The organism is Wolbachia endosymbiont (group B) of Longitarsus flavicornis (assembly GCF_964028135.1).
Taxonomy (GTDB): domain Bacteria; phylum Pseudomonadota; class Alphaproteobacteria; order Rickettsiales; family Anaplasmataceae; genus Wolbachia.
Map to the genome: position 1 here is coordinate 621,366 of NZ_OZ034758.1, position 14,264 is coordinate 635,629.

A 14,264-nucleotide genomic window follows, 5' to 3' on the forward strand; every position below is an offset into this window, starting at 1 on the left:
ATTTTATGTTACTATTACTCTGAGATTTTTGACTTTAGGACGATAAATAACCGTTCCACTTAAAACTAATTTTATCCTTGTCTCATTAGCATTAAAATTTGTCAGCACATGAGTTCTCTCTACCCAATTTTCTCCAATTGGTTTTCCTGATGTTAAATTTACTAATTGCCAATCACTGTTGCTTTTTTGTACATAAGCTTTAACATCTGCAGTGCCAGGTATCAGCGCATCGTACGTTATGGTGATTTTAGTATTAGCTCCTGCTGTAATACTTCTTGTAACATAATCTCCTTTTTCCCCTATATTACCCATAACTAGCTGTAACCCAGGATATAGCACTGGACTTTTTTCTCGCCCTCCTTTTAGGCTTGCCTTTACTGTTAGCTCTCCAGATAGTCTTTCACGCAGTGCAAGTGGCAAATTATCAGACAAAAAGTTCTCTTTTCCCTCTTCATCTGTTAAGATAAATTCCACATTGGTATCAAATGCTACTTTTTCAACATTTGTTAAAACTATTAAATCTGATACGTTGTTTAAAGTAACTTTCCCAAGATCAATAACATGAGAATTTTCACTAAATTTTGCAGCTAGTAGTCGAAACGTAAGGTCAAAGTTTTGATGTGGAGTCCAGGTGCTTGCATTGCTAGACGACAGTAATACTCCTACTTGATATGGCTGACTTGTTACCCAACGACTATTTACTGCATCATATTTGCCAAGCTCTGCTATTTTGACTGCAGTACCCTGATCATCAGTAAGCAGTACTATTGCATACTCCTCTCCTGCATGGCAAAACACTGGTGACCAAGTTATACGTGTTGCTGTGCCATCTACTTTTATATCTTTCGGCTCAATATAGCTTTCAGCAATAACAGTCTGCGAGGGCATTCCCACTGCTGTTTCTCTAATCTGCACAACAACACGTTTTTTGCCGCTATTTGTGAACCATAAATCTAGACCCCCTATGTGTCTGCTCTCATTTAAAGTAAATGTTTGTGCTAAAGGATCAACTCTTCTTGCTGCGATAACTCTTCTTCTTTCCTCTATGGTAATTGTTTTTTTTTACCAGTATAAGTTGCTTCTCCATAACTGCCTTTATCACCGAAGAACTGCACTAACTTAGTTCCAGCAGGAATGTTTCTTGGTACAGTAAATCTTCCTTTTATTTTTCCTCTGTTATCAGCAATAAATGTTGCGATCATGTTTTTCTTTCAAATATTTTCTATGCTTTAGGTTGAATAAAAATTCCATCAAACTTTATCTCTTTAAGCTTCTCACTTGGCTCAAAACCTTCGATCTCAAAATTCTGTACTGCTTCTCTCATAAATTCAGTTTCATATGAAGTACTTGACAGCAGCTCTGTCGTTTCTTTAACATTAAATACTCTTGTTACTGGACTTTTCCAATTTGTTTTTACCTCCGTCCAGTGATCTATATTTTTATTTAGAGTAATTTGTGCCGGTACTGGATCAAAAGCTTGGTATGGATTAATCTTTTCTCCTTTAGTCTGTAAAAGCTGCTCCAGTACCGGTTCAAGTTTATACGGCAACAAATAAGTTTTTTCTTCCCCATCAATATCAGCAATAGTTACATCTATTGGTAAAATTAGTTCCTTATTTACTATTGCTGCAGACTGCGAAACTCCTTGATCACGCATATCATCATCAAAGAATGGGTCAACAAATACTCCTTTTTTGGTAGTAGGTTCTCTTGAATTTGCATCACTGCGTAAACGCTCCTGTGCAACCAGCGCATAAAGATCATTTATTCCTTTTTTCATTGCTTCAAGCTCATTCATCGGTACAGCATGAATAGCATTATTCACTATTTTTACCCCTTCTTTTTCTCCGTTTTTCCATGTTTGGTGAATGTAGCAGAGCAAAAGTTGTCCGCTAGGCGCTTTAGGCATCGATGGTCGCCAAGAGTGAGCTATACCTTTTATTCTCCTTACTACTCCTTTGCTATCGATAGTAATTAAATCATAGCGGGGCATTTTCCAGGTGTAATCAACCAGAACCAAGCTGTTATCAACGGCACCTCTTACTTTACATCCCTCTTCACTTATATCTTCAGGGCTTACATGAGTACGACAGCGGTAAGTTATTTGATAACTACTTCCAGGAGCTGGCTCTTTACCAGGTAATGACCAATCGACGTTTCCTGCGTTTAATTTGTAATCTATACTATTTTCATAAATAACATTGCCTTGTTTAATTTGAATAATTTCAAGTACTGCAGAGTCAGGTATCGGATCAATGGCTCCTGAATATGAACCGTGAGTAATGGTAATAGTTTTTTGAACAGTTATATCTACTTTTTTGATTTCACTTATTGGAAAATCATTAACCTTCAGTTCCATTACTCTTTGGCTATTTGGCTGAAAAGTATGTGGCTCTGATTCAACTGATTTTATATCTGGATCTTCATCAAAAGAAATGCGAATACTGTGAGGTAACTCAATCTCATAGCCATCAACATGAGCTTTGCCCTCATTAATCACAAATATTTCTTTTTTACCTTTTTTTACCCCTTCTTCTCCCTTTTCTTCTTTGTGGAGGAACATCACTTCAAGGCCATTTACAACGTAGGAACCATTTGCCTCTTTGTCATAACGAGCAAGAGCTGTAGTTACTATATTTGCTTGTGGTGGCGGTGAGTGTTCTATTAATACTCCATTTTCAATGTTGTAAATTGGGTAAAATTCGCCATTTGTAGAGTTAACAGTAACACTTTCTACTTGGTATCCCCAAATGATGGAAACTTTAAGCCTTGCAGCTCCTACTTCCTGATAGTTTCTTGTACCAACTGCAGGATCACGAAGATTTTCGTCCTCAAGTTCTGTAATCGTAGATTCTAGATAATAAACACCTATACGCACTGTGGTACTCAGTGGAATAACAAACTCTTTTGCTTCTACTTTTCTAACTGCTCCACGAAGATAGATTTTTCCTCCTTCAAGTGTAACTTTACCAGTTTCTCTATCTATAATACAATTGCTTCCTGTTATAACATCACCATCACGAAATATTGCATCGCCTATACCTTTAAGCTTAGAGAGAGCATACTCCTGAGTCTCGTTTCATTCTGCTGACTGTAGACCTCTTCCAGCAAGAAACAAACTTTTTTCGTATTCTTTGTCAGGATTAAAGCGGTTATAATAACTATTTAAGGTCATTTTATTTCAAAAAGTTACAACAAATGAAAAAGTTTCCCGAGTTGCAGATGTTCTGATAAGTGGCACGGTGTGTTCTAAAACTAACAAAATTCCAGGATTTTCCACGTCTTTTGGCTCAAAATATCTCTGCCCAGATGACACTTTTTCCTTTACCTTTGTACCAACCATAACCCCGAGCTCCCTTATTACTTGATTTGCTGCGTCCGTGAAATCGAAAGTAAATTTAAGATAGAGATTATTAGTTGGTACATTAGAGGGTTTAAACCTACCTGTGGGAGTTAGAAGCTCTCCATCATCATCACCAGTACAAAAGAGTATCTCATCAACAACACGACGTCCAACTTCCTTAATTAATGTTGCAGAAGTAATTAGTTCCGGTGGTGTGTCTTGAGTGTACTCTATAGTGATTACGATATCTGCTATAATTGCACCATTTTCTACACGCTCAATAGTGCCTGAGCTACTATCAACTATATAATCTATGCTTGACTGATAAATTGTTTGCCCTGTATAAACTTTTACATCTTTAATAGTGTGGTGATCTAAACTTATCTTGCCGCCTGCTGCAAAAGTTTTTTCAACTTTGTAGCTGCTTTCCCAGGTAGAATCTCCAGATCCCCAAGCAAGATGTATCGGTTGCTCTTTTATGCTCGCAGCAATAGCTGCTCTGCCTGATTGTGTGAGTACTGACATAGTTGATCAATAATTGATATACTGACCACTCCTATTAACAGTAGAATAATGAGGAGAGATTATGGCTCAAGATTATTTGAATTGGTGGATAAGCCAATAAATAGAGATTTAACTTTGGAAATCTATGCAGCAGTAGCAGAAGCTCTACAAAGGTGGGAGGAAAGATTTAAGCTAGAAAAAGTAAAAATGACAGAGGTGAAAGAAGGAAAAGTAACGCTTGACCTAGAAGGATTATACTTACCAAGCGGGAAAAACATTCATTTTGATGAAATTGTAGTTTAAAGATGCAGCAGCTAAATATTGTAGAAAAGCCAAATTTAGAGGAAATATTTTCAAGAATGAAAGAGGAGTTAGTCCGTAGAGATGAAACCTTTTCAGGATTAGTAGAATCGGATCCAGCAATGAAAGTTCTGGAAGTAGCAGCGTGGAGAGAGTTGTTACTGAGACAAAGAATAAACGAAGCAATAAAAAGTAATTTACTTAAATTTGCGACAGTTGATAATTTAGCTGAGTTTTATGGAGTGGAGAGGCAAAAAGAAGAAGATGATGAACGATTTAGAAAAAGAATTAAAGCAAAGATAGCAGGTTGGTCAACAGGAGGAAGTAAGGAATATTATAAATATCATGCACTGTCAGCAGATAGTAGAGTAAAAGATGCACTAGTAGAATCACCTATACCAGGGAAAGTACAAATTTCAATCTTATCAACACAAACTGGCATAGTGTTAGAAGAGCTACTTGAAATTGTAAGAAAGCAAGTTAATAGAGATGATATAAGGGTTTTAACAGATACAGTAACAGTAATTGGTTGCAATATTACGGAAATAGATATTGACAGCAGAATGAGCATAAGTTCTGTAATATCAAAGGAGGAAATTAAGGAACAGTTCATCAAGAAGTTTGAAGCAAGTAGAAGGCTGGGATGGAATGTTACAAGATCATGGATAATAGCGAATTTATTTGTAGATGGTGTAGAAAACGTAGAATTAATCGAGCCAAAAGAGGATGTTGTGGTTCTGGGAAATGAATGTGCAAATTTGAGAAATTTAAAGATTGAGTTGAATTAATGTTACTGCCACCAAATGCAACAAGGCAGGAAAGAGCGCTAGTAGATGCGATAGATTATAAAGTAGATCCAAACTGTATCAGAGGATTTAAGTTTAGTCTTAAAGAAGAAACATTGCCGTGGATAATAGAAGAATATGGTTTAGAAGAGATACTGCGTTGGGTAAAAGATAGAAGAAAAGCCGTAGTAGAAGGAGTAAAATTTCAAAGACTGAGAGGAACTCCAGCATCACTAAAAATAGCATTAAAATGGGCAAATATAGAAGATATTACAATTATTGAAGAGCCACCCGGTAAACACTTTTTTGAGTTGCAAGTAGGGATAAAAGAGGTACCAAATGACTTCTTCGTAGATGCAGTAGTAGAGCTGGCAAAACTATCACTGCCTGTAAGGTCCAGATTGATGAGGATTTTTAACGATTATTATAATGTGCAGAGATTTATATTGGATGAGAGTTTATTTGGAGATCTTCTTTCTGATTATTCAGGGGTAAAAATAGAAAAAGATGGACCAGTGTTATCATTTGGTAGAAAGAACGCATTTGAGCTAAAAATCTTAAATCCAAGTTTTAAGTTTAGTACTTTTCGTGTTCATTATGAGCAAGCATTTAGTAATGATGTATATCGGTTAGGTGTGGCAGTACTTGGAGAAACAGAGCCTCACACAAAGGATTATAACGGTATTTATGAAAGAAATCATCAGTGGTACAATTTAAAAGCACTATATCCTCTACCGCAGAGCTTATTGCCGGAAATTAAGTTTGCGAAAGCGCAAGTTATATTATCAGACAGTTGGAACTTAGGAGAAATAAATGAGTGCTTTCCAGTTAGTAGTGTGGAGGAAAGAGGGAATAAATTTGTATTGGGAAGTAGTAAACTATCTGAACAACTATGGAACTTAAAATACGAGCAAATTTTAGAAAGGTTTAGCGTCGCTCATTTTTATCAAACAAAGAATTTCATTAACCAGAAAATAGTAGGATACGTTATAGCAGAACACAACGTTTACTATAGAAATGATTTGGATTCAGAGCAAAAAGACTCAATACACGAATTAGAAAAGCACATTTTAGTATTTTACCCGGGAGTACTGAAGTGGCATGAACATCGACATTTGCACAGAAGTTGGAAAAATAGTCAAGCAATATGTGTAATAAGTTAAATATTTATATTTAGATCCTCATATATTATATTAATAATAGGTTAAAATGTATGAAATAAAAAGAAAAGGACTTGCTTTCTCATGCTAAAAAGGACATGACTTGAATAGCAGCAGGTAAATATAAGAAATTTGTCTGGCGCTAGAAAAGCTAATTTTGTGAGGTATGAAATGAGTTTTAGCAAGAGTAAGTTTTTTAAAGAAGTATCAAATAACGGGTTTAAAAACATTAATAAAAAAAATGAAGAAGGAGAGACGATATTGCACCAAGCAGTAGAAATCTCCGATTACAAAACAGTGAGATTATTAATAAAAAAAGGGGCAGAGGTTAATGCAAGAGATAAGAATGGTTATACACCACTACACTGTGCAGTATTTGCGAAAAGCTTAGAAAATGTAAAAGTGCTGCTAAGGGAAGGAGCAGAAGTAAATGCCACTCAATATGTCACTGGATGTACGCCACTCCACTCTGCATGCAAAATAGGAGGAGCAGGAGTTGAAATAATAAAAGAGCTAGTGAAGGCAGGAGCTGAGGTTAATCAACTGAATAAATATGGTGCAACACCAATGTATTACATATGGGAAAGTGAAAAGTATCGTCTATGTGATAGCAAAGAGAGTGAAAAGGCAAGTAAATTTTTGAGAGAAAAAGGAGGAGTAACAAAAAGTAGAGAACTGACATGCTATGGAATAGAGAGGCTAGTGGGAGAAATAGCAGACATGTTGAATGGGAGTTATTTACCAGAGTTAAAAATAATAGAGATAGAAGAAATAAGGAAGAGAGACAAATCGCTAATAAAGGAAGAATGTAAAAATTTAGCAAGCAAGATAATGAGCAAAGTGAACGAAATGATAGATGAGGTAGAAAATGTAGTAGGAAGAAAGGCTTAAAAAGGGGACTTGATTTTAAAGAAAAGGTGAGGTGGATTATGTTAAAGCTTGGTAAATTTAATAAATCAGCAAAAGAATTATTAGAGAACTCATATAAAAATATTTATAAAAGAGACGAAAAAGGCAGAACAGTTCTACATTATGCAGTAGACGCAAAAACAGTGAGATTATTAGTTGAAAAAGGAGCGAGTGTGAATGCAGCAGATGTGAAAGGATACACAGCACTGCACCTAGCGGTAACGGAGAAACGTCTAGAAATCGTGAGGGAATTGATAAAATCAGGAGCAGACGTAAATGCTGAGGAATATGGAAATAAATGCATACCTCTACACCTTGCGTGCATGGTAGGTGAAAAAGAAATAGTGGAGGAGCTGGTAAAAGCTGGAGGAGAAATAGAACAAGAGGATGAATGTGGGATGACAGCAATAGATTATGCAAAAAACAGTAAAGAAGTAACTGAAGTATTGAAGAAAGAAACGGACAGAATTGAAAAGTTATTTGAACAAATAGAACCTTCTATGAGAGGCTGAAAATATGGAAAGAGAAACAGAAAAGAAAGTAATGAATTTAGAGAGAAAACCTTTGGATGAGCTGAGAAAAATATGGAAGAAGGTATATGGAGAAGAAGCGCCTAGATACTCAAAGAAATATCTGATACCGAGACTAGCATATAGAATACAGGAGGAAGCGTATGGAGAAATGTCAAGAAAGGGGACAAAAAGACTAGAGTATCTGGCAGAGCGGCTGGAGAAGGGAAAAAGAATAAGTAGCGATAAACTGCCAGTAGCAGGAACAGAGTTGATATTGGAGAGAGGTGAGGAAACGCATGCAGTAATGGTAACAGATAAGGGTTTAATCTACAGAGAAGAATTTTTTACGTCATTGTCAGCGGTGGCAGGCAGAATAATGGGAATGAGCTATAACGGACCTTTATTATTTGGAATGCGTGATAAAAATGGAAGTTGAAAATGCTAAAAGAAGTAAGATGTGCGATATATACGAGAAAATCAAATGAAGACGGACTAGAACAAAAGTTTAATAGTCTTGATGCACAACGGGTAGCATGTGAAAAGTACATAAAAAGCAGAGAGGGCTGGGTAGTATTGGCCAAAAGGTACGACGATGGTGGATATTCAGGGAGAAATTTAGAAAGACCAGCAATAAAGGAATTATTTGCAGATGTGAAAGGAGGAGAGATAGATTGTGTAGTAGTATATACTCTGGATAGGCTATCAAGGGAAACAAAAGACAGCATCGAAGTAACATCATTTTTTAGAAGGCACCGAGTAAATTTTGTAGCAGTAACGCAGATATTTGACAATAATACGCCAATGGGAAAATTTGTACAAACGGTATTGTCAGGAGCAGCACAACTAGAAAGAGAGATGATAGTAGAGAGAGTAAAAAATAAAATAGCAACATCAAAAGAGCAAGGAATATGGATAGGTGGAACTTTGCCTCTGGGATATGATGTAAAAGAGAAGGAATTAATAATAAATGAAAAAGAAGCAAAAATAGTAAGGCACATATTTGAAAGATATTTGGAGCTGAAGTCAATGGCAGAACTAGCAAGGGAATTAAATAGTCAAGGTTACAGAACAAAATCGGATATCTTTAAAAAAGCAACGGTGAGAAGAATAATAACAAATCCAATATATATGGGAAAAATCAGGCATTATGAGAAAGAGTATGAGGGAAAGCATGAAGCAATAATAGAGGAAGAAAAATGGCAAAAAGCGCAGGAATTGATAAGTAATCAGCCATATAGAAAAGCAAAATATGAGGAAGCACTGCTAAAGGGAATAATCAAGTGCAAGAGCTGTGATGTAAATATGACGCTGACATACTCAAAAAAAAGAGAACAAAAGGTATAGATATTACGTATGCAACAATCACTTAAGGGGAAAGAATTGTGAATCAGTAAATCGAACAATAGTTGCTGGAGAAGTGGAAAAAGAAGTAACGAAAAGAGCTGAACGCCTATATGAAAATTTGGAAGAAAAAGTGGAAGAATGGAAAAATTTAAGCCCTGGAAAACAGAAAGAAGTAGTGAAAAAGTTAATAAGAACAGTATTGGTAAGAGAAGAGGGAATAGAAGTGAGTTCAGAGGATAAGGTAGAATTTATATCGATATGGTTAAAAAAGAAAGGAAATAAATGCATAGTAGTAGAGCCAGAAGGAAAAACAAACAATGCACTACTGAAAGCAGTGGTGAGAGCCCACCTATGGAAACGGCAACTTGAAGAGGGAAAATATAGAAGTGTGAAGGAACTGAGTGCCAAAATTAGTATAGGTACAAGACGTATACAGCAAATTTTGAGATTAAATTATTTAGCTCCGAAGATTAAAGAAGACATAGTAAATGGGAGGCAGCCACGGGGTTTGAAGTTAGCTGACTTGAGGGAAATACCGGTGTTGTGGAGTGAGCAACTAGAGAAATTTTATGGATTAGCGGCGTAATTACACCATTTATAAAAACAACAAAAGGAGAGAAACTATGAACACCAAAACTATTGAAAGGTATTGCTGAGAAATAAGAAAGGTAGCCAAATTGCCGCTACTGCAGTTGATACAGAGGAATCAAGGACCTCTGATGTACCAAAAGATGTTGAGGTAAAAGAACAAACTAATGCTGAAAAAGCTACAGAAATCGACACTCAATTGTGTGAAAATATCAACGAAAATAGTGATGATCTTAATACACTTCAACCTACATGTGAAACCAGCGAAAAAGCCCAAAACTCCTTAATAGAAACGCCAAATGCCACTGACAGCCCCTCTTTAGCTGTATGTTTTGATGGCGATGCAACAGACAAAAAAGACAACCCATCAATAAAAACAACGCAGCAAAGACAAACAATCTTAACTGGTTTTGTTGGTACAGCGTTATTAGTGAGTAGTGTTGCTATATCCTGGAAATGCACGTTATAGCGGTAATTGGCGGGGATTGGCTTATGTAGGTTTTGCGCTGTACAATCTTTATAAAGCCCAATACCAAACTCGAAAAAGTTGAAGATGTAGAACAACTTACCACTCAGCCTTTTTTGAATCTGGCATAAAATGTGTATACTCGAAAAATATGAAAATTTTACTACTTGCTAACAAAACAATTGGCATTTTTGAAGTCCTTTACGCCGTTAAATCCACAGATTCATTTGCTAGGGTTTTTATGGGGTTTACAGAAATAGTTGTAGAGATGACCTTAAAAAGTACATCTAAAGCCTAAAATGCGATTGTAAGGTCACCTCTGAGGGTTATTTTTTTCTTTAACGTACTACAAAGTTTAAAAGAATAAGATTTAAGAAGAATTTGATAGGAAGTAACACCTAAACTCTATTACTCATCGTCATAGTCAGGATATTGTGGAGAAGCTTCTCCTTACTTTATAAGATAACTTCTTTAGAAGGCTTCCTGTAATATTAACTTACTTCCCTAACTTGAGCTTAGGGCTCACAGCACATACTTTTAAACTTGCTAAAAACCAAACAGATACAAGTTGAAAACTCTAAAAATTATTAAGTGCACCTACAAGATTAGCACCGCTTGCAATTTGATCAGCTTTAACATCGCTAAGTGCTGTATTTGCTTTATATAAACAGCAACCCCCTGCTATAAGAAAAATTGATGCAGCTACAGCAAGTGTGAGACATATTGCTAAATAAGGTATTGTTAAACTTGCACCAACAGCAAACACTCCAGCTATTACAAAAGCAGCAGAAGCATAGTTACTCTGTTTTCTACTCTGATCACTTGCTACTGGGAGTTTTGTATTTTCATCCTCATTTTCTTGTAGTCTAGCCAAGTTTTGCTGTGCTCTATTCAGCTCCCCTTCTTTCCGCTCAAGCTGAGCTTTTGTCCTTTGAAGTTCATCCTCTTGTTCCACCCTTTGAGCCAAAGTCAAATCTCTTTCTTCTCCAAGTTGAACGTTTTGATGATTAAGATTTTCAATCTTCTGTTCTTGCATAGAAATAGTTTCGGATAATTCATCTCGTTCATCAGTAAGACTTTTAATCTCTTGTGATAATTTTTGAGCATAACTGTCTGAAGTAGCAAGCTGAGCCTTACATTGGAGTAATCGATCAGAAATAGTAAGACTCATGTCTTTGTAAAATATCTGCAGCTTTGCGTTTCTTAATTCTTCATTTAGAAATGATATATCTTCAAGATCTTGATTTTGAAGAGCATTTTTTAACTGTTCTAGAGATGAAGTATTTTGCTCCAAATTATCATTACTTTCATACTCTGAGCTTTCAGCTGTGTGAATATCATTACTTATTTTCTGCTGGACAGGACAGGGAATAGTATCATTTGCTTTTACATCAGAGCTACCCGTAGTAGTTTCTTGAGGACTTTTAAGTTTTTGAGTTTTCGGCATTTTACGTTCTCTTTGAGATATTTTTTTTATTTGCTCATTAAACGAAGCAACATTATCGAGATTATTAATAAAACATGACCTAATTTTTTCAATCGACTCCTTTATATCTTGGATACTTATGTCGAACAATCCGTCTAGACCAATATACAATGCCGTTGCAAAGTGTGCTGTTCTGATGCTAGCAGCATTAAACTCTTTATTTATCTTACCGTAATTAATAGATCCCTTTGTTGAACAAAGATTAGTTAACTGTTCAAACTTATTACCCATTAGAGAGGCAAGTTCAACTTTTTCTCTATTTATTGGTGTATATTGAGATAAAACTTTTTTTACTCCTTCATGATCATTCCAGAGCATTCTTGCTATTTCAGATGCTATAAGACCGCACGAGTAGTCATCCTTTTGAAATTGAGTGTTTGAAACATATAGATTACAATCTTGTTGGGTTAAGAAGTCATTAATACAATCTCTAAAGCTATTTTCCTCACCTATAGCTGGATTCTGAGCATCTACAAATAATATATTTTTTTTATTCTGATCTACAAAAAAGTAGAAAACAACCCAGTGATTTTCATGTTGCCCTTGTTCTACAGGACGCCTTCTAATGTAGAGTACATCTCTATTTTCTTTACTTATTAATTCAAACATTTCTTTTAATTCATTAGAAAATGCTGAACCTTCATCTTGAACCTTAACTATAGGCTTATTTCTGCTGTTACCGCTATCATCATTCTCAGAACATAAATCAAATAATGAGAAGCGTATTCCTATATTATCATACCAACCTTCTTTGCCATCTCTTCCTGAGAAGAACTCGCTAATTTTTGCGATTTTACTAGAGTCAACTTTGCCAATAATAGACTGTACTACTTGTCCTAGCGATTTATCATCCTGGCTAGAGCAAGAAATAAAGGCTAGACTATTCCTTGATAAATCAAAATTAGCTTGTTGACCACCGCCATCAATAATTGTGTTTCCTAACATGATGTTTATTCACCTCAAACCTATTTAATTAGTATATCACTAAATAACGATTACATCAAGTAAAATTGAGTATGGTTTCAGAATAAATCTTTGATTTTAAGACTATGTGCCTTTTGATAGCCTGAAGATGGTTTTATGTTTCTTGTTTCTTTTCCTTCATCAATATATTGTTTTTCTATCAATTTTGAACGTCTTGCTCATAGTCATTTTTTGTCTACTACTTTCAAAGCACGTTCTCTCAAATCTTCACTATATGACTTTGACATTTTTCTACCTTTTTTAAAGCCATTTTATACTTCATTTATCCTTTCTAGAGAAATCTTTCGTCGATTAGCTGTAGGTGAAAAAATTTCTTACAACTGCGAGTTTTAACTGATTTTACTATAGATCAACAAAATTGAGAACCACCATCTATATTTAATATCACTATTATAAGAATATGATGGATTATGCTTTAAAGGAGTGCAAAAGCTGCTGAAGTTTTTACAGCAAACCTGCATGGAACCACTTCAGCAGAATAAACAGAAAGTTGCTCCCACTGCTCCATAGAAAATAGCTTCCTTATTAACATCCTTACTCATTGCTAATACTCCGTAATGGTCAATAGTCATAAACTCTCACGTGCAACTTATACATTTATTTTATTATATTCACTGTATTACTTTTTTAAAAGCTTTAATTTACCTATAACCCTAATCCATCTATTATCAAGAGAAGAAAGGTGATCTAGTTGGTTGGGCAAATGCCGCCTTTGAGTAGGTTTCATTTAGCTTGTCACTAGGTCTTGATACCGCATACGTAATACCAAAAGCAACAATTCCAACTACCAGTGCAGCAGCTATGCCAGCTATAACTAACGTTGATAACCCGACATTGGCAATACCAAACCCAACACCGACTGTCAATGCAGCTATAACACCACAAATAACAGCAGTTTTTATTGCTTTGCTAGTTATTTGTTTAGTTTCTGCATTTTTTAAAAGTTGTATTATATTTTTATCTTTAGCTAGCTGTCTCGGAGTGTCACCATTCTTATTCTTTAATGAAGGATCAGCTCCTTTTGCTAACAGAACTCTAACTGTATCTAAGTGGCCATTAAAAGCAGCCAAATGTAAAGGAGTCATTCCATCTTTACTTGCTGCATTAACATCGATTCCTTCTGCTTTTACTAAAGCACTTACTATCTCTGTATGACCATTGTAAGCAGCTATATGTGATAATGCCAATTTTGCATTGTACCCTTCTGTGGTCAGTGACACACCAAATAGATGATTTATATCAAAGTCTTTCCCTTCCCACTCTTGATATGTATCTTGATCTTGTTTCTTTAATTCCTCTTTTATTGCTTCAAGTATACTACCATAGTTGATTTTACTGCATCTAGTATCTCTTTCCACTAAAGCTATGATTCCCTCTATTAAGATGATAATTTAACAGTTACTTATTTTGATGAGAAAGTCAAATTTTTACTTTTCCTAATACTGTAAGTTATTAATGATCGCTTCAGCTAATATGGAAAGATATTAAAGATCAGCGTTGCAAAGGATTGAATTATTTACTCCTTCAAGAAAGGTCATATATTTGTGAGAACAAGCCGCGTAAAAATAGGGTTGTGAAAATAAAAGCACAAAATTATTGCGACAAAGTTAGGTAAATTAGTTCATATGTAAATGTAGTAAAAGTAGGCTAATATAGCTGATTTTAGCGTATAGTAAAGTTACTATGTGAAAAAGTTCTAATGTATCACTTGGTAGACCAATGCATTCCAAAGAAAATTGTTCTCACGTCTCTTGATTTTGAGTATTGGAAATGGTTATTTTATTAAATTTTTAGTAGAACGTATTGCTAGATTAATATTAGTTGATTTGATAATAAAGAAAAACCAAGATAAATTTAAAAGTAAAGTAAGTCAATAAAAGATT

At 35.2% G+C, this 14,264-nt stretch carries 10 protein-coding genes and 3 pseudogenes; 8 read left to right on the plus strand and 5 right to left on the minus strand.

The window, feature by feature from the left end; genetic code table 11:
* Positions 1-3 precede the first annotated feature (3 nt).
* From ABWU45_RS02950 to ABWU45_RS02960, 3 genes and pseudogenes are all read right to left on the minus strand, one after another.
* A pseudogene (locus ABWU45_RS02950) lies at positions 4-1,202 on the minus strand (hypothetical protein).
* A 20-nt stretch (positions 1,203-1,222) separates the two neighbouring features.
* Positions 1,223-3,175 (minus strand): annotated as a pseudogene (locus ABWU45_RS02955) (DUF4815 domain-containing protein).
* A 6-nt stretch (positions 3,176-3,181) separates the two neighbouring features.
* On the minus strand, positions 3,182-3,868 hold the full coding sequence (locus ABWU45_RS02960) for a hypothetical protein (RefSeq protein ID WP_353278950.1): 687 nt from the start codon (positions 3,866-3,868) through the stop codon (positions 3,182-3,184).
* Between the two features lie 9 nt (positions 3,869-3,877).
* On the opposite strand from ABWU45_RS02960, the gene ABWU45_RS02965 reads away from it, so the two are divergent.
* From ABWU45_RS02965 to ABWU45_RS03000, 8 genes and pseudogenes are all read left to right on the plus strand, one after another.
* Complete coding sequence (locus tag ABWU45_RS02965) at positions 3,878-4,150, plus strand: GPW/gp25 family protein (RefSeq protein ID WP_353279068.1); 273 nt, start codon at positions 3,878-3,880, stop codon at positions 4,148-4,150.
* A 2-nt stretch (positions 4,151-4,152) separates the two neighbouring features.
* Entirely contained in the window at positions 4,153-4,935 is a 783-nt protein-coding gene (locus ABWU45_RS02970) for a baseplate J/gp47 family protein (RefSeq protein ID WP_353278274.1), read from the plus strand.
* Complete coding sequence (locus ABWU45_RS02975; protein ID WP_353278275.1) at positions 4,935-6,095, plus strand: phage tail protein; 1,161 nt, start codon at positions 4,935-4,937, stop codon at positions 6,093-6,095. Before ABWU45_RS02970 ends, ABWU45_RS02975 begins: the two co-directional genes overlap by 1 nt.
* A gap of 168 nt (positions 6,096-6,263) precedes the next feature.
* Positions 6,264-6,983, plus strand: coding sequence for an ankyrin repeat domain-containing protein (locus tag ABWU45_RS02980; protein ID WP_353278276.1), 720 nt, complete (start codon positions 6,264-6,266; stop codon positions 6,981-6,983).
* A gap of 38 nt (positions 6,984-7,021) precedes the next feature.
* Positions 7,022-7,513, plus strand: a complete 492-nt coding sequence (locus ABWU45_RS02985) for an ankyrin repeat domain-containing protein (RefSeq protein ID WP_353278277.1) — start codon at positions 7,022-7,024, stop codon at positions 7,511-7,513.
* A 4-nt stretch (positions 7,514-7,517) separates the two neighbouring features.
* The gene (locus ABWU45_RS02990) at positions 7,518-7,949 is read left to right on the plus strand and encodes a DUF2924 domain-containing protein (RefSeq protein ID WP_353278278.1); all 432 of its coding nucleotides are present in this window, start codon (positions 7,518-7,520) and stop codon (positions 7,947-7,949) included.
* A 2-nt stretch (positions 7,950-7,951) separates the two neighbouring features.
* A pseudogene (locus ABWU45_RS02995) lies at positions 7,952-9,443 on the plus strand (recombinase family protein).
* A 63-nt stretch (positions 9,444-9,506) separates the two neighbouring features.
* Positions 9,507-9,914: a hypothetical protein gene (locus tag ABWU45_RS03000; RefSeq protein WP_353278952.1), complete on the plus strand. Its 408-nt coding sequence runs from the start codon at positions 9,507-9,509 to the stop codon at positions 9,912-9,914.
* 574 nt (positions 9,915-10,488) lie between these two features.
* On the opposite strand, the gene ABWU45_RS03005 is transcribed toward ABWU45_RS03000, so the two are convergent.
* Both ABWU45_RS03005 and ABWU45_RS03010 read right to left on the minus strand, forming a co-directional pair.
* Positions 10,489-12,342: an ATP-binding protein gene (locus ABWU45_RS03005; protein ID WP_353278954.1), complete on the minus strand. Its 1,854-nt coding sequence runs from the start codon at positions 12,340-12,342 to the stop codon at positions 10,489-10,491.
* Between the two features lie 707 nt (positions 12,343-13,049).
* On the minus strand, positions 13,050-13,739 hold the full coding sequence (locus ABWU45_RS03010; RefSeq protein WP_353278956.1) for an ankyrin repeat domain-containing protein: 690 nt from the start codon (positions 13,737-13,739) through the stop codon (positions 13,050-13,052).
* Positions 13,740-14,264: the final 525 nt, after the last annotated feature.

Excerpts from the sequence above, each read along its gene's own strand:
- ABWU45_RS02980 (WP_353278276.1), top strand. The coding sequence starts at position 6,264 with ATGAGTTTTAGCAAGAGTAAGTTTTTTAAAGAAGTATCAAATAACGGG.
- ABWU45_RS02960 (WP_353278950.1), bottom strand. The coding sequence starts at position 3,868 with ATGTCAGTACTCACACAATCAGGCAGAGCAGCTATTGCTGCGAGCATA.
- ABWU45_RS02970 (WP_353278274.1), top strand. The coding sequence starts at position 4,153 with ATGCAGCAGCTAAATATTGTAGAAAAGCCAAATTTAGAGGAAATATTT.
- ABWU45_RS02990 (WP_353278278.1), top strand. The coding sequence starts at position 7,518 with ATGGAAAGAGAAACAGAAAAGAAAGTAATGAATTTAGAGAGAAAACCT.
- ABWU45_RS03005 (WP_353278954.1), bottom strand. The coding sequence starts at position 12,342 with ATGTTAGGAAACACAATTATTGATGGCGGTGGTCAACAAGCTAATTTT.
- ABWU45_RS02985 (WP_353278277.1), top strand. The coding sequence starts at position 7,022 with ATGTTAAAGCTTGGTAAATTTAATAAATCAGCAAAAGAATTATTAGAG.
- ABWU45_RS02975 (WP_353278275.1), top strand. The coding sequence starts at position 4,935 with ATGTTACTGCCACCAAATGCAACAAGGCAGGAAAGAGCGCTAGTAGAT.